Origin of the sequence: Exiguobacterium sp. OS-77 (assembly GCF_000414195.2) — a bacterium.
Taxonomy (GTDB): Bacteria; Bacillota; Bacilli; order Exiguobacteriales; family Exiguobacteriaceae; genus Exiguobacterium_A; species Exiguobacterium_A indicum.
This window is the reverse complement of sequence record NZ_DF239008.1, coordinates 2,221,741-2,237,202: the sequence shown is the minus strand read 5'-3', so window position 1 is coordinate 2,237,202 and position 15,462 is coordinate 2,221,741. Positions and strand designations below refer to the sequence as shown.

Annotated in this window: 15 protein-coding genes; 13 read left to right on the top strand and 2 right to left on the bottom strand. The window is 48.8% G+C overall.

What is annotated here, in order from left to right:
* The first annotated feature begins 10 nt into the window (after positions 1-10).
* The 11 genes from accC to spo0A all read left to right on the top strand — a co-directional run bounded on the left by accC (position 11) and on the right by spo0A (position 11,066).
* Entirely contained in the window at positions 11-1,363 is a 1,353-nt protein-coding gene (accC, locus tag EXG77_RS11530; RefSeq protein WP_023467579.1) for an acetyl-CoA carboxylase biotin carboxylase subunit, read from the top strand.
* A gap of 120 nt (positions 1,364-1,483) precedes the next feature.
* The gene (gene nusB / locus EXG77_RS11525; RefSeq protein WP_023467580.1) at positions 1,484-1,888 is read left to right on the top strand and encodes a transcription antitermination factor NusB; all 405 of its coding nucleotides are present in this window, start codon (positions 1,484-1,486) and stop codon (positions 1,886-1,888) included.
* Between the two features lie 69 nt (positions 1,889-1,957).
* A complete protein-coding gene (gene folD, locus EXG77_RS11520) occupies positions 1,958-2,791 on the top strand; it encodes a bifunctional methylenetetrahydrofolate dehydrogenase/methenyltetrahydrofolate cyclohydrolase FolD (protein ID WP_023467581.1) in 834 nt (277 codons plus the stop codon).
* The gene (gene xseA, locus EXG77_RS11515; RefSeq protein ID WP_023467582.1) at positions 2,788-4,110 is read left to right on the top strand and encodes an exodeoxyribonuclease VII large subunit; all 1,323 of its coding nucleotides are present in this window, start codon (positions 2,788-2,790) and stop codon (positions 4,108-4,110) included. Before folD ends, xseA begins: the two co-directional genes overlap by 4 nt.
* Positions 4,111-4,112: 2 nt before the next feature.
* Complete coding sequence (gene xseB, locus EXG77_RS11510; RefSeq protein ID WP_023467583.1) at positions 4,113-4,334, top strand: exodeoxyribonuclease VII small subunit; 222 nt, start codon at positions 4,113-4,115, stop codon at positions 4,332-4,334.
* Entirely contained in the window at positions 4,331-5,200 is an 870-nt protein-coding gene (locus EXG77_RS11505) for a polyprenyl synthetase family protein (RefSeq protein WP_035398301.1), read from the top strand. The genes xseB and EXG77_RS11505 overlap by 4 nt, the downstream gene beginning before the upstream one ends.
* Before the next feature lie 117 nt (positions 5,201-5,317).
* Positions 5,318-7,204 carry a 1-deoxy-D-xylulose-5-phosphate synthase gene (gene dxs, locus EXG77_RS11500; RefSeq protein WP_023467585.1) on the top strand — a complete coding sequence of 629 codons (1,887 nt, stop codon included), beginning with the start codon at positions 5,318-5,320 and terminating at the stop codon, positions 7,202-7,204.
* A 6-nt stretch (positions 7,205-7,210) separates the two neighbouring features.
* Entirely contained in the window at positions 7,211-8,017 is an 807-nt protein-coding gene (locus EXG77_RS11495) for a TlyA family RNA methyltransferase (protein ID WP_035398299.1), read from the top strand.
* 154 nt (positions 8,018-8,171) lie between these two features.
* The gene (ahrC, locus tag EXG77_RS11490) at positions 8,172-8,621 is read left to right on the top strand and encodes a transcriptional regulator AhrC/ArgR (RefSeq protein WP_023467586.1); all 450 of its coding nucleotides are present in this window, start codon (positions 8,172-8,174) and stop codon (positions 8,619-8,621) included.
* Positions 8,622-8,633: 12 nt separating this feature from the next.
* Entirely contained in the window at positions 8,634-10,340 is a 1,707-nt protein-coding gene (recN, locus tag EXG77_RS11485) for a DNA repair protein RecN (protein ID WP_029341101.1), read from the top strand.
* 3 nt (positions 10,341-10,343) lie between these two features.
* The gene (gene spo0A, locus EXG77_RS11480; RefSeq protein ID WP_035398295.1) at positions 10,344-11,066 is read left to right on the top strand and encodes a sporulation transcription factor Spo0A; all 723 of its coding nucleotides are present in this window, start codon (positions 10,344-10,346) and stop codon (positions 11,064-11,066) included.
* 36 nt (positions 11,067-11,102) lie between these two features.
* On the opposite strand, the gene EXG77_RS11475 is transcribed toward spo0A, so the two are convergent.
* Positions 11,103-11,681 carry a dihydrofolate reductase family protein gene (locus EXG77_RS11475; RefSeq protein WP_035398293.1) on the bottom strand — a complete coding sequence of 193 codons (579 nt, stop codon included), beginning with the start codon at positions 11,679-11,681 and terminating at the stop codon, positions 11,103-11,105.
* 675 nt (positions 11,682-12,356) lie between these two features.
* Positions 12,357-12,611: a DUF2627 family protein gene (locus EXG77_RS11470; RefSeq protein WP_023467590.1), complete on the bottom strand. Its 255-nt coding sequence runs from the start codon at positions 12,609-12,611 to the stop codon at positions 12,357-12,359.
* Between the two features lie 122 nt (positions 12,612-12,733).
* Between EXG77_RS11470 and EXG77_RS11465 the strand changes: the two genes are divergently transcribed.
* Positions 12,734-14,389 carry a sigma-54-dependent Fis family transcriptional regulator gene (locus tag EXG77_RS11465; RefSeq protein ID WP_029341107.1) on the top strand — a complete coding sequence of 552 codons (1,656 nt, stop codon included), beginning with the start codon at positions 12,734-12,736 and terminating at the stop codon, positions 14,387-14,389.
* A gap of 144 nt (positions 14,390-14,533) precedes the next feature.
* Positions 14,534-15,454: a phosphate butyryltransferase gene (gene yqiS, locus EXG77_RS11460; RefSeq protein ID WP_035398290.1), complete on the top strand. Its 921-nt coding sequence runs from the start codon at positions 14,534-14,536 to the stop codon at positions 15,452-15,454.
* The last annotated feature ends 8 nt before the right edge of the window (positions 15,455-15,462 follow it).

Sequence of the window (15,462 nt, the reverse complement as noted above, 5' to 3'; positions counted from 1 at the left end):
GGTGAACAGCATGGAAAAATTATTGATTGCCAACCGTGGAGAAATCGCCGTCCGCATCATTCGAGCGGCAAAGGAACTTGGAATACAAACCGTTGCTGTCTACTCGACAGCGGATAAGGAAGCCTTACACGTTCGTTTAGCCGATGAGGCGTACTGCATCGGTGAGGCGAGTTCTGCTTCATCTTACTTAAACGTTACGAATATCCTCGCGGTCGCAACGAACCGTCAAGTGACGATGATCCACCCGGGTTACGGTTTCCTAGCAGAAAACGTTGATTTTGCTGAGATGTGTGAAGCGTGCGGGATCAAGTTCGTTGGTCCGACGTCGGATGCGATCCGTCAGATGGGGATCAAGGACGTTGCGAAGAAGACGATGATCGAGTGTGGAGTGCCTGTCGTGCCTGGTTCAGATGGAACGGTCACGGACGAAGAAGCGGTCGCACTGGCGCAAGAAATTGGTTATCCGGTCATCATCAAAGCAACAGCAGGTGGTGGCGGTAAAGGGATTCGGGTCGCTCGTTCGGAAGAAGAGCTGATCAACGGGCTAAGTGAGACACGCCGTGAAGCAAAACAAGCTTTCGGAAACGGGGATGTCTATTTAGAACGCTTCATCGAAGAGTTCCGCCATGTCGAGGTACAGGTCCTCGCCGATCGTCACGGGAATGTCATTCACCTCGGTGAACGGGATTGTACCGTCCAGCGCCGGATGCAGAAACTGATCGAGGAAGCGCCGTCACCTGCGGTCAGTGAAGCGACACGATTGAAGATGGGAGAGGCTGCCGTAAAAGCCGCAAAAGCGATTCAATATACAGGAGCTGGGACGATCGAATTCATCTTCGTCGAAGAGACGGAAGAGTTCTTCTTCATGGAGATGAACACACGCATTCAAGTCGAACATCCGGTAACGGAGATGATCACTGGATTCGATCTCGTTCAAGCGCAATTGCAAGTCGCGCTCGATCATCCGCTTGCCGTTAAACAAAAGGATATCAAGTTCCACGGTCATTCGATCGAATGCCGAATCAATGCCGAGGATCCAGATCATGATTTCCGTCCGTCTGCTGGACGCGTCACACAATACGTGACACCAGGCGGAATGGGCGTACGTATCGATAGCGCAGTCTATCCAGGGTACATGATTCCACCGTACTATGACTCGATGGTCGCGAAATTGATCGTCCATGCGGAAACACGGGAAGAAGCATGTGCGAAGATGGAACGTGCACTGGCTGAATTTTGGATCGAAGGTGTCAAAACGACGATCCCGTTCCACGAACGTGTTCTCAGTCACCCGGTATTCCGGCGTGGGACGTTCACGACGAAATTCGCAGAGCGTGAGCTAAAAGGTACGATCGTTAACTGAATCGGGACGGGAGTTTGTGCGACGAACTCCCGTCTTTTTTTGGCGTTCTCTATGTTTTTTAAAAGAGGAATGTGCTAAACTAACTGATTGAGAACGACAAAAAAAGGAGCACGCAAAATCATGATGAAACGACACATGGCACGCGAACTCGCAGTCCAATCTTTGTTCCAAATGGAGCTTTCGGATCTGACTGCACAAGAGGCCATTGAATTCGCGGTAGAAGGTAAGGAATATGACACATTCGTCGAGCAATTGGTGAACGGTGTCGAAACGAACAAAGCAACGATTGACCAACACATCCGAGAAGCACTGGTCAACTGGTCATTCGAACGACTCGGAAACATCGAGCGGACGATTCTTCGCTTAGCCGTCTACGAATTATTGTTCGAAACGAATATTCCGGTTCGAGTGACGATCAACGAAGCGATTGAATTGACGAAGGCGTTCGCTGACGAAGAAGCGACAAAAATCGTGAACGGTGTTCTCGGTAAGGTCGCACAAGGCGTCGTTAAAGAAAATTCATAAAATTGTAAAACCGAATAGAGACAAACAGACAGAAGAGTGAATCGAACTTTTTGGGGGAGTGGACAAATCATGGCAGTAGTAATCGATGGAAAACAGGTAGCCCATTCATATCGTATGAAGCTGAAAGAAGAAGTCGCACGTCTGAAAGAACAGCGGATTCAACCGCAATTGACTGTCATCCTGATTGGCGAAGATCCTGCTAGTCAGTCCTATGTACGTGGTAAAGAAAAGGCGGCGAAGGAAATCGGCATGGATTCGGAGTTGATCCGACTTCCGGCAGAAACAACGGAATCAGAGCTTCTTCACTTGATCGAACGTCTGAACGTTGATGCGAGTGTCCACGGGATTCTCGTTCAATTGCCGTTGCCTGACCATATTGATGAGAGTAAAGTCATTTTTGCGATTTCTCCTGAAAAGGACGTCGATGGTTTTCATCCTGTCTCTGTCGGGAAAATGATGATTGGTGAACCGACATTTTTACCGTGTACACCAAACGGCATTCTTCATCTCGTCAAAGAGATGAACGTACCGATTGCCGGTCAACACGTCGTTGTCGTCGGTCGTAGCCAAATCGTCGGTAAACCCGTCGGTATGTTGTTCTTGAATGAATCGGCTACCGTTTCCTATTGTCATTCCAAGACAAAAGATCTCGGTGCGATGACGCGTCAAGCGGATATCTTGATCGTCGCAGTCGGCGTACCGAAGCTGATTACGGCGGATATGGTGAAACCGGGTGCTGTCGTCATTGACGTTGGTGTCAACCGTGTCGATGGCAAACTCGTCGGTGATGTCGAGTTTGATACGGTACAAGACGTTGCATCGATGATCACACCTGTTCCAGGTGGCGTTGGTCCGATGACGATCACGATGCTACTGCATAACACGATCGAGGCTGCGCGATGAGCGAACCTCTTCACGTTTCCGATTTAGTCCACTATGTCAAACGTGAACTAGAAGGCGACGCCCTTCTGCAACAAGTCCAGGTGGTGGGAGAAGTGTCGAACTTTAAACGACACTCTTCCGGTCACCTTTATTTTACGTTGAAGGACGAGCAGTCACGGATGAAAGCCGTCATGTTTGCCCGGGATGCGAGTCGAGTCAAAGCAGACGTTCGCGATGGGATGCGTGTCGTCGTCACCGCGCGCTTATCCGTTTACGTCTCTTCTGGAGAGATGCAACTCTATGTCGAACGGATGACGGAAGATGGTGTAGGAGCGCTATATGAGGCGTTCTCACGCTTGAAGGTGGATCTTGAAGAGCGTGGTTGGTTTGATCCAGCAATCAAACAATCGTTGCCAGCTTTTCCAGAGCGCATCGGGATCATCACGTCGCCAAAAGGAGCAGCGCTTCATGATATCGCAACGACACTCCGGCGCCGCTATCCGCAAGCAGCCATCGTCTTCGCCCCGGTCCTTGTACAGGGAGCGGACGCGGCACCACAAATCAGTCGTGCCATTCAGCTGATGAATGAGCATGCTGCCTGTGATGTGTTGATCATTGGTCGTGGTGGTGGTTCGATTGAGGAGCTGTGGGCATTCAATGAGATGTCTGTCGTGACAGCCGTGTTTGAATCCCGCATTCCGATCGTCTCTGCTGTCGGTCACGAAACGGATTTTACGATCAGTGATTTCGTCGCCGACGTTCGTGCTGCTACACCAACGGCAGCGGCAGAACTCGTCACTCCGGAAGCAGAGGCACTCACTCGACGTGTGCAGGATGTAGAGCGACGTTTAGAACGAACGTATGCACAACTCCTCAAAAGTAAACAAGAGCAAGTGACACGGCTTGCCGCGAGCTACGGTCTGAAATCACCACGCGTCCTACTCGGACTGAAGCAGGAACAATTGGACCGGGCAGAGATGTCACTCCAAAAGGAGATCAAGCAAGTAGTAGCGCAACACCAGCAACAGGTGGAGCGTCTTGACACACGCTTAATGCGTGTGCCGATGCGGGATCGCTTCGTGCAACAACGAGCGACGATTGAACAATCACGGCGTCGACTCGAAATCGTGCGTCGACTCTTGCAATCCAAGCAACAACAAGTGCGTCATGTGCTCGCGCGACTCGACTCCGTCAGTCCGACGCATGTTTTGATGCGCGGCTATACGTATGTCGAACAGGATGGACAAATCGTCCGTTCCGCGAAGGCATTGACAGCGTCTTCGTTCGATATCCGATTCCATGATGGAACGATTCGTGCTAAACGAGAGGATGGGGAGTAAGAATGGAGACGGAACAATCTTTTGAAGAAGCACTGGAGCGATTAGAAGAAATCGTCACGTTACTTGAAGAGGGCGAAGCTCCTCTTGAACAAGCGATGGCTCTATATGAAGAAGGCGTCAAACTGACAGCCCTCTGCCAAGGAAAGTTATCCGTTGCTGAGAAAAAACTCGATCAAATCCTGGAGCAAGATGGTACGCTTCGGGAAAAAGGAGGAGCGCAATGATTGCTTTGAATGAGTGGAAGACACAAGTCGAAAACAAAATGGAAGAGTTCATGGAGCGACTCGACGCACCGGATCGTTTACGCGATTCGATGCGGTATTCACTCGATGCGGGTGGTAAACGAATTCGCCCAGCCTTGATTTATGCGGTACTCGATGCTTTTTCCATCGATCGTTCAAAAGGTGACGCGACTGCTGCGGCACTTGAGATGATTCATACATACTCACTGATTCACGATGACCTTCCAGCAATGGATGATGATGATCTGCGTCGAGGGCGTCCGACGAATCATATCGCTTTTGATGAAGCGACAGCGATTTTAGCAGGAGATGCCTTGCTCACGAACGCCTTCAGCTGTCTTCTTGAGACACCAGCTTCGCCGGAAGTGAAGCTTGCTCTTGTCGAACAGTTGGCAACAGCAGCGGGCGCTACGGGTATGGTCGGTGGTCAGCTCGACGATATGCTCGGTGAGCGTGGCGGCATCAATGACGTAGCGGAGCTTGAGTCGATTCACCGTCGGAAAACAGGAGCACTCCTCGTCTTTGCAGTCGAAGCGGGTGGTTTGCTTGCCTCGGTCAGCTCGACGGATCTTGATCACTTGAAGCAATACGGTCGCCATCTCGGAATCGCATTCCAAATCCAAGATGACATCTTGGACGTAACAGGCGATGCTGAAAAAATCGGCAAACCGGTCGGTAGCGACGAAGGGAACGAAAAAGCAACGTACCCAAAATTACTGGGTCTTGAAGGAGCGAAACGCGCACTGACAGCTCAGGTGGAAGCAGCGGAACAAGCGATTGATGCATTATCAGTCGAAGCGACGACACTTAAGGAACTGCTCGACTTCGTGGTCAAGCGCGACCATTAAGCAGGACGACGCATCTGCGTCGTCTTTTTCTATGCTGACAATGGCGCTCGATAGATTGTTCTAGTACAATGTAGGGTACAAACCCTATAAGATTGTAAGGAAAAGAGGCGGTAAGGTATGAAATTGACAGAAATACAGGATCCGTCATTTTTAAAGCGTATGTCGGTCTCCGAACTCGAAGTACTCGCAGGCGATATTCGACGCTTTTTGATTGAAGAATTAGCGACGACAGGTGGACACTTGGCACCGAACCTCGGTGTCGTCGAGTTGACGCTTGCGTTGCATCGTGAATTCGACAGTCCGAATGACAAGTTCGTCTGGGATGTCGGGCACCAAGCATACGTGCATAAGATTTTGACAGGACGTGCGAGCCAGTTTGATACGCTCCGTCAGCACAAAGGACTCTGTGGGTTCCCGAAACGCAATGAGAGTGTGCATGACGTCTGGGAGACAGGACACAGCTCGACGTCCTTGTCAGCAGCAATGGGGATTGCTGTTTCGAACGAACTGAGCGGTAAGAGTGATCGTGCAGTCGCGATCATTGGTGACGGTGCTTTGACAGGTGGTATGGCACTCGAAGCATTGAATCATATTGGAGCAGAACAACAAAACGTCATCGTCATCTTGAACGATAACGAGATGTCGATTGCACCAAACGTTGGGGCGATGCATCAAATGCTTGGACGAATTCGTTCATCACGTAAAGTGCGTTTTGCCCAAGACGAGCTTGAAACGTTGATCAAAAAGATTCCGGTCATTGGCGGACGTCTTGAAAAAGGAAGCGAGAAGTTGAAGGAAGCTGTTAAAGGCGCACTTGTTCCTGGCATGTTCTTTGAAGAGCTCGGCTTCAACTATTATGGTCCAGTCGATGGGCACGATCTTGATGATTTGATCGAACAGCTCAATTACGTGAAAAAAGAAGAAGGTCCTGTCCTGCTTCATGTCATCACGAAAAAAGGGAAAGGCTATCGTCCGGCAGAGTTTGATGGCGTCGGCACATGGCATGGTCTTGGACCGTACAAGATGGAGTCTGGCGAAGTCATCAAAGGGAAATCAAAAGCACCTAGTTACTCCTTTACGGTAGCGGATACGTTGACAAAGATGGCACGCGATGATGAAAAGCTGACGTTGATTACGCCAGCGATGAGCGTCGGTTCAAAACTCGATTGTTTTGAAAAAGAATTCCCAGAGCGGATGTTTGACGTCGGGATTGCAGAACAACATGCTGTGACGTTCGCAGCTGGTCAAGCGACGCAAGGCATGAAACCTGTCGTATCGATCTACTCGACCTTCTTCCAACGTGCATACGATCAGCTTGTTCACGACGTGGCTCGTCAAAATCTAGATGTGACGTTTACGATTGACCGGTCAGGTCTGGTTGGTGCAGATGGTGAGACACACCAAGGGGTCTTCGATATCGCTTTCATGCGTCACGTACCGAACATTCGAATCGTCATGGCGAAGGATGAGAACGAACTGCAACACTTGCTTTATTCAGCCGTCAAATATGAAGGACCAATCGCCGTTCGTTTCCCACGTGGAGAAGGTATCGGTGTACCAATGGACGAGACACTGCATGAAATTTCACTTGATACATGGGAAGTCGAACGCGAAGGAACGGACGTCGCGATCCTTGCATTCGGACCACAAGTACAAGATGCACTCAAAATCGCGGATCTCCTAGCAGACGAACTGTCGGTTCGTGTCATCAATGCTCGGACGATCAAACCGCTTGATGAGAAGATGCTGAATGCCCTTTACGCAGAAGGCATTCCACTTGTGACGCTCGAAGAAGCCGTCTTAAAAGGTGGATTCGGATCAGCTGTCCTTGAGCATGCCAACGAGCAGGAAGCATTCCCACGCGTCAAACGCTTCGGTATTCCGGATTGGTATATCGAGCACGGCGGTGTCAACGAATTACTTGAAGAAATCGGATTATTACCTGGACAAATCGCAGAAGAAGTACGCGCTTTCGTCAATCAAGGAAAGAAACAGAGTGTGTGACGATTCATGGAAAATGTAAAAAAAATCCGCCTCGACGTTCTTCTCGTCGAGCGCGGTTTGTTTGAAACGCGTGAAAAAGCGAAACGATCGATCATGGCTGGACTTGTCTTTAGCGGAACGGAACGATTAGAGAAGGCTGGTGAGAAGGTCAAGTCGGACATCGACCTGCATGTTAAAGGTCAGTTGATGCCTTATGTCGGTCGTGGAGGCTTCAAGATGGAAAAGGCACTTCAAGTATTCGATTTCGATGTCGCTGGTAAAACAGGTCTCGATATCGGATCGTCAACGGGTGGCTTTACCGATTGCTCCTTACAAAATGGAGCAGCGCATATGTATGCGCTTGATGTCGGTTCCAATCAGCTGGACTGGAAGCTTCGTTCGGATGATCGTGTGACGGTGATGGAGAAAACGAACTTTCGGCACGCAACACCAGATATGTTCCCTGTTGCGCCACAGTTTGCGACGATTGATGTCTCATTCATCTCGTTACGGTTGATGCTTCCACCCCTGAAGACGATCCTCGTCGAAGGAGGAGATGTCATGGCGCTCGTCAAACCGCAATTCGAAGCGGGGCGTGATGATATCGGTAAAAAAGGCATCGTGCGGGATGAACGGATTCATGTCCGGGTCCTCGAGGAGATGGTTGAATTCTTCATTCAACAAGGGTTCTATGTGAAACAGCTCGACTATTCGCCGATTACCGGTGGAGAGGGGAACATCGAGTTCTTATTGCATGCGCGCCTTGGTCAACCAGGACTTGATCCATCTGTCCATGCGACAGAGACAGTCAAGCAAGCACATGCTAGTCTTTAAACGAACAGATGAAAACGAGGACGGATCCGGTTCATGGGTCCGTCCTCATTGTTGTTCGGAGCGACGAAAACCGTATAATAAAATGGCAAACGTGGACTTTTAATGATTTATTGGATTACAATAGTAACATCGAAGAATACTGTGAGGTGCAGGAATGACAAAGGGGCAACGGTTGATTAAGATTCGGGAGATCATCACCCAGTCGGAAGTAGAAACCCAAGATGAATTGGTAGAGGAATTACGGAATGCAGGATATAAGGTGACACAGGCAACGGTATCACGAGATATCAAGGAACTTCATCTCGTTAAGGTTCCGTTGAATGATGGACGTTATAAATACAGCTTACCCGCCGACCAACGCTTCAACCCACTCGGGAAATTGCGGCGTCTGCTCGGTGACAGCTTCATCTCGATTGATTCTGCTCAAAATCTGATTGTCATGCATGTCCTGCCGGGAAATGCGAACGCAGTCGCCGTCTTACTGGACCATTTGAGCTGGAACGAACTGCTTGGCACGGTGTGTGGGGACGATACGATCCTATTGATCGCACGAAGTGAGGAACAAGCGAAAGAAGTGACCGAACGAATTTTAGAAATGCTGTAAGGAGTTGACAGGATGCTAGCTGAATTATCGATCAAACAATTTGCGATCATTGACGAGCTACAGATCGACTTTAAAAAAGGAATGACCGTCTTGACTGGGGAAACAGGTGCCGGTAAATCGATCGTTCTCGACGCGATCGGTTTATTGATTGGTGGACGTGGATCCGCGGAATTCGTTCGATACGGGGAAGATCGGGCGGAACTAGAAGGATTGTTTCTGATTGAAGACGACCATCTCGTCTATGGTCTTGCAGAAGAGTATGGTATCGATATCGAAGATGGATTGATCATCTTACGACGTGATCTGTTCGCGACCGGGAAAAGTGTCTGTCGCGTCAACAATAAGCTGGTCACACTGACGATCTTACGTGAGTTCGGGCGTGTCCTCGTCGACATGCACGGGCAACATGAACATCAGCATTTAATGGACAGTACGTATCATCAAGCGATTCTCGATGACTTCGCGCAAGAGACGATTGCGCCGCTCCTTCAAGCCTATCAATCCGGTTATCAAGCGTATGAAGAAAAACGGACGGCGCTGCAATCGCTCGCGCAAAGTGAGCAAGAACTCGCTCAACGGATCGATCTACTATCGTTTCAGACAGAAGAGATTGAAGGCGCAAAACTTCGAGCACATGAGGAAGATGAGTTGCTCGTCGAACGAAATCGTCTCGCGAATTTCGAGAAGTTATATGCATCGTTAAAGACAGCGTATGATGCTTTGCATGATGAGATGCGCGGCATCGACTCTGTTGGAGACGCGATGCGTGAATTACAGCAAGCATCAAGCATCGATGAACAGTTTTCGCAGCAGAGTGACGCGATCGCAAGCGCTTTTTATGGACTGGAAGAAGTCGGGTATGCGATTCGAGATCAACTCGAAACACTTGAGTTTGATTCCAATCGACTCGATGAGATCGAACAACGTCTATCGGTCTTTCAACAGCTGAAACGAAAATACGGGGCGACAATCGAGGAAGTCATCGCGTATGGGGAGAAGATTCGAGTTGAACTCGATACGATGACGAATCGAGATGAACGGATTGAACGATTAAAAGCCGAAGTCGAACAGCTCGAAGGCGAATTGTTTGATATTGGTGGTCGACTCTCGCAACAGCGTCGAAAAGCGGCAGTTCAATTAAGCGAAGCGATTCATCTGGAATTGCGTGAGCTCTACATGGAGAAAGCACGGTTTGAAATTCGTTTTCTTCAAGACGGGAAGACACCGATGCTACGCAAGAACGGGATCGACCAAGTAGAGTTCTTCATCATGACGAATGCGGGAGAGCCATTCAAGTCGCTCGGAAAAGTCGCATCGGGCGGGGAGTTATCTCGTATCATGCTCGGATTGAAGTCAATCTTCTCGCGCTCGGTTGGAGTCGCTTCGATCATTTTCGATGAAGTCGATACAGGAGTATCGGGTCGTGTCGCACAAGCGATGGCTGAAAAAATCTATCGTTTGTCAGTAGACGGACAAGTACTCTGTATTACGCACTTACCGCAAGTCGCTTCGATGGCTGATCAACATCTCTATATTCGGAAGATTGAAGAGACGGATCGTACGACGACACAGGTCAATGTCTTGTCTCAGTCAGACCGAGGAAACGAACTTGGACGGATGATTTCCGGTGCACATATGACGGATTTGACGTTACGCCATGCCGAGGAATTGATGGATCAGGCGAAGACGATGAAAGAATCGCTTAAAAATGGGGTGTAAGGATTGATTAAAGTCGGGATAGCAGATGATAATCGCGAAATGGTCGAACTGATTCGCCAGCATATCTCTGCGCAAGAAGACATGGAAGTCGTTTGCGTCGCCTACAATGGCGAGAGTTGTCTCGAACGCATGAAAGAACACGAAGTGGATGTATTGCTCCTCGACATCATCATGCCTCATTTAGATGGGCTTGGTGTTCTCGAAGAATTGATGAAGAAAAAGAAGAACCCTGCTGTCATCATGTTGAGTGCCTTCGGTAAAGACGAGGTCTCGCAACAGGCGGTCACCCTCGGAGCATCGTACTTCTTACTTAAACCGTTCAGCATGGATCAGCTCGTTCAAAAAATTCGTCTCGTGACGAATCAAGGACAAGCACCGATCGTCGAAACGATTGATTTAAAAGTCGGTACGACACTTCGAGAAGTGGGGATTGCTCCGCATATTAAAGGCTTCACGTATTTGAAGGACGCTGTCTTAATGGTGCTTGAACGGGAAGATTTACTCGGATTGATCACAAAGGAACTCTATCCGACGATCGCGAAGAAACACCAAACGACGGCTTCTCGTGTCGAACGAGCGATGCGTCACGCCATCAAGTCCGCCTGGAACGAAGGGATGCAACAGCACGAGCTCTTCAATGGCCGAATCGAACAAGAGAAAAGTCCGAAGAACTCGGAATTCATCTCGTATGTTTCGAGTCATATGAATCAAGAACAATCTGGTTAAAGGAAACACACCGTCTGAATGATAGACGGTGTGTTTTTAGTTCCTATCCCGTTCATAGCAAGCGATCAATACGCCGTTATCAAACGTGTGTCGTTTCGTGACATTCCAAGTGACGGGCGTCATTCCGTTGTCGGGAAATAGACGTTTACCAGAACCGATGATGACGGGATAGAGGATCAATCGAAGTTCATCGATCAGATCGGCTTGATAAAGCGTATGAACGAGTTGACTACTCCCCCAGACGTGAAGCGGTGGTCCGTCCTGTTGTTTCAAGCGTGTTAGTTCAGAAGTTGGTTGATTCAAATAAGTCGTCGGTTGCCAAAGAATAGGTGGTGTATGACGCGTAGCAACATACTTCATGGCACGATCGGCAACTGGCCAGATATCTGGGTGGAGTGGCCAGTAACTTGACCATTGCTCGTATGTCTTGCGACCGAGTAACAGGGAACAATCCTCTTGCATCCATCCACGGATGACCTGACCAATCTCAGGATGTTGAAATGGAGCAGTCCATCCACCCTGTTCGAAGTCGTTGCTCACATCCTCATTCTTTCCGCTCGGTGCTTGAATGACACCGTCTAACGATAGATGTTCGAATACGATGATTTTTCGCATGAAGGGTCTCCTTTCGATTACGATCTGCTTATAGCATACCGTAAAGCTAAAAATATATAATAGCGCTTGCAAATAAATATTGCATAAACTGAAATGTTTGTTATAATAAAGGTACCAAATGATTTGGCAAGACGTCAGATGAACGTCGAGTCGACAAGGACTCCGGAAATCCTGTTGATGAACATCATCTCAGAACGCCAACTGTAAATGGCTCAAGAATGCCGGACGACATTCTCTTGGTAGAAGTCGTACCAAGGTATCTTGTTCATTCTAGATGAGAAATCTCGAATGAATGGGAGCTTCCATGATTTCGAAGCTAGGGAAAAGTGGAAGGTAACGGATCGTCTAAAATGAAAAGTACAGTTCGTGAAAAGGAGTGTTGTCTAGCAGTGATTGTTAGCAACCGAATGTTTGACTGCTTCAAGCGGATGACATTACGCTCCACCTAGGTCCCGAGTACAGTCAGATGATGGAACTGAAACACCATTCTATCGTTAGCCCGATAGCCAGATCTGATTTCTTTCTACCTCTTCATTAAGAGGAACACCTAAGGTTTTGGAGTACACGAATAGTTCTAACTATGAGAGGAGTTCATCCGTAAGTGAAACCAATTTTATATGAGTAAAAGGTCCCGCGCTTGAAATGAGTTCAAGAGATGGGGACCTTTTTCTGTGTTCATTTTTTTTGATAGCGGTCGGAGACTTTTCCACGTTTTCGATCGCGATAAAAAACATATCCTGCGACAAATCCAATGCCACCCATCGCAAGAATCAAACCAACGAGACCTTGCAATACATATACGTAAGCCGCATCGCCTAAGTATTTAAACGGCACTTGTGCAATTAGAAAAACACTATCACGCATGAGCTTAATACCAATCGCGCCGATGATGCCGGGGATTAATAATGAGAGCAAACCAATGATACGCATAGGACGCCACTCCTTTCCAAGCGTATTGTATCAAAAAATCGATCGTTCTGCGAATCGGGTTTGCTTCCCTATTTTATTCCGAGTACGATAGAAATGTAAGCAGTTTCAAAGGGGGAATTCATATGCATCATCTACTCGTCGTCGGGGCTGGTCAAGGGGGAACAGAAGTCCTGCATGCGTTTCAACGTTCACCATTATTAACGGTCATTGGTCTTGTCGATCCAAACATGGATGCGCCTGGGGTGGCGCTTGCACGGCGTGCGGACATTCGGATCGAAACGAGCTGGTCAGCTTTCGAAGGGGCGGATGTCGATTTCATCATTGACGCTACAGGAGAAAATGGCGTACTTGAGCAATTGATTCATGATTTTCCGGGAGCGGCGGTCTTACCGGGGGAATTCGTCAGAGTGTTGCTCGAGCGATTGACTGAAAAAGAGAAAATGCTCGAAGCGATCATTCATTGTACGAGCGAAGCAATCTCCGTCGCCGATCAAGACGGACAGACGATGCTGATCAATCCAGCATATACGCGCATGACCGGTTTCACGGAGCGAGACGTCGTCGGAAAACCGGCAAGTGCCGATATCGGAATGCAGGAATCCGTTCATTTGAAAGTCTTGAATACGGGCGAGAACGTTCGAGATGTTCGCATGAAGATCGGGCAAGATCAACGCGATATCATCGTCAACGCGGCACCCGTCATCGTCGATGGACAAGTCCGTGGTTCCGTTGGGGTCATTCGGGATATCTCGGAAATGAAGGCACTCGCCAAAGAATTGAAGGCAGCGCGACAAAAAATCCGGACGCTCGAAGCCAAATATACATTCGATGATATCATCGCCGAGAGTGAAGCGATGCGCTTCGTCGTCGATCAAGCGAAACTTGCGGCAACGATGCCAGTCAATGTCTTGATTCGCGGTGAATCCGGAACCGGCAAGGAACTGTTCGCGCATGCGATCCATGCAGCGAGCGAACGTAAATATGAACAATTCGTCCGCGTCAATTGTGCGGCAATCGCACCGACGTTACTCGAAAGTGAACTATTCGGGTACGAGGAAGGCGCGTTCTCAGGAGCGCGACGTGGTGGTAAGCGTGGATACTTCGAAGAAGCACACGGGGGTTCGCTGTTCTTAGATGAGATCGGCGAACTGCCACTCGACGTCCAAGCCAAACTGTTACGGGTGTTACAGGAAAATGAAGTCGTTCGCGTCGGTGGTACGAAGGCCATTCCGGTCGATGTCCGGATCATCGCGGCGACGAATGCGAATCTGGAGCAGAAGATCATCATGAATGAGTTCCGAGAAGATCTCTACTACCGGATTAATCGTTTACCGATTCACATACCGGCACTACGTGAGCGTCCGGATGATATCGCGCCATTGACCTTACACTTACTCCGTAAATTGAATCAAAGTTATGGGCGATCGGTCGGACGGATATCGGATGATGTACTCGAAGCAATGAAGAAGCAACCGTGGAAAGGAAATGTCCGCGAGCTTGAAAATGTCATCGGACGCGCGTTGATTTTTACGGATAAAACAGAAACAGTCTTACGAAAAGGTCATCTTCAGCTTGTCGTGCCACAAACAACGAAAGTCGCGACGAGACAGAAAAAGGAAATCAAGCATTTATCGGATGAGATGTCACACGTCGAAGAACGGTTGATTCGGGAAGCGCTTACTGCCTTTAATGGCAACAAAACAGAAGCCGCGAAACAACTCGGGATTTCTCTCCGGGCACTTTATTACAAAGTGGAACGATTTAACATCTATTCGTGAAGCGCAAATTTTTGCGTGCAATATATTGCAAAAAATGCAAAAGCGTGCAAAATTAAAGACGTTCTTGCTTATCCTGCCGTCTCTTTTGAATTGGCACGAAAATTGCTATTACTATTTATGTATGACAGGTGAGGGGGGAATACGGTGAGATTCAATGAAATGGTCGAGCAGGCAGCTCGACTCGAAGATTCCGTCGTTGCGATTGCAGCTGCGGATGACGAAGAAGTGATGGATGCTGTCGCATTAGCAATTGAGAACGATTTAGCACGTTTTCATTTGTTCGGGGATGCGACACGGATTCAGCAGATGATTCAAAAACGGGCATTACGGGAGTCACAATTCGTGATTACTCACACCTCTTCATCACAAGAAGCGGCAGAACGTGCTGCTCATGCCGTTCGCAAAGGGGATGCGAGCGTCTTGATGAAAGGTCTTGTTCCGACAGCGACGTTCATGAAAGCTGTCTTGAACAAAGAAACGGGTCTGCGTTCAGGGAATGTCCTGTCGCATGTCGCGTTGTTCGAAGTACCAGGGCGTGAATCAGCGATCGGATTGACCGATGCAGCGATTCACATCCAGCCGTCACTTGAAGATAAAGTGAAAATCATCGAAAACGGTGTCTCCGCCTTACGTGCTCTCGGATACGGCTTACCAAAAGTCGCAGTCTTAGCAGCCGTCGAAGTCGTCAATCCAACGATGCAGGCAACGATTGATGCCGCACTTTTGACACAGATGAACCGACGTGGTCAAATCAAGGATTGCCTTGTAGACGGACCACTCGCGCTCGATAATGCTGTGAACCTCGTCGCTGCCCAGCAAAAAGGGTTAACGGGAGACGTAGCAGGTCAGGCGGATTTACTAGTTGTTCCGCAAATCGAAGTCGGAAACGTCATCTACAAATCACTCATGTATTTCGCACATGCCTCGGTTGCGGCGATTCTCGTCGGAGCACGGGCTCCGGTCGTCTTGACAAGCCGTGCCGATACAGCTGAAGCAAAAATGTACTCACTAGCCTTTGCGCTATTAAATGCTCAACAGACGAAAAAAGTAAAACAAACAATCTGAGGAGGAAC

Bases quoted from the DNA above. Each gene is read 5' to 3' on its own strand.
- dxs (WP_023467585.1), top strand. From the start codon at position 5,318: ATGAAATTGACAGAAATACAGGATCCGTCATTTTTAAAGCGTATGTCG.
- recN (WP_029341101.1), top strand. From the start codon at position 8,634: ATGCTAGCTGAATTATCGATCAAACAATTTGCGATCATTGACGAGCTA.
- EXG77_RS11495 (WP_035398299.1), top strand. From the start codon at position 7,211: ATGGAAAATGTAAAAAAAATCCGCCTCGACGTTCTTCTCGTCGAGCGC.
- EXG77_RS11505 (WP_035398301.1), top strand. From the start codon at position 4,331: ATGATTGCTTTGAATGAGTGGAAGACACAAGTCGAAAACAAAATGGAA.
- accC (WP_023467579.1), top strand. From the start codon at position 11: ATGGAAAAATTATTGATTGCCAACCGTGGAGAAATCGCCGTCCGCATC.
- xseB (WP_023467583.1), top strand. From the start codon at position 4,113: ATGGAGACGGAACAATCTTTTGAAGAAGCACTGGAGCGATTAGAAGAA.
- nusB (WP_023467580.1), top strand. From the start codon at position 1,484: ATGATGAAACGACACATGGCACGCGAACTCGCAGTCCAATCTTTGTTC.
- xseA (WP_023467582.1), top strand. From the start codon at position 2,788: ATGAGCGAACCTCTTCACGTTTCCGATTTAGTCCACTATGTCAAACGT.
- EXG77_RS11465 (WP_029341107.1), top strand. From the start codon at position 12,734: ATGCATCATCTACTCGTCGTCGGGGCTGGTCAAGGGGGAACAGAAGTC.
- ahrC (WP_023467586.1), top strand. From the start codon at position 8,172: ATGACAAAGGGGCAACGGTTGATTAAGATTCGGGAGATCATCACCCAG.
- EXG77_RS11475 (WP_035398293.1), bottom strand. From the start codon at position 11,681: ATGCGAAAAATCATCGTATTCGAACATCTATCGTTAGACGGTGTCATT.
- EXG77_RS11470 (WP_023467590.1), bottom strand. From the start codon at position 12,611: ATGCGTATCATTGGTTTGCTCTCATTATTAATCCCCGGCATCATCGGC.
- folD (WP_023467581.1), top strand. From the start codon at position 1,958: ATGGCAGTAGTAATCGATGGAAAACAGGTAGCCCATTCATATCGTATG.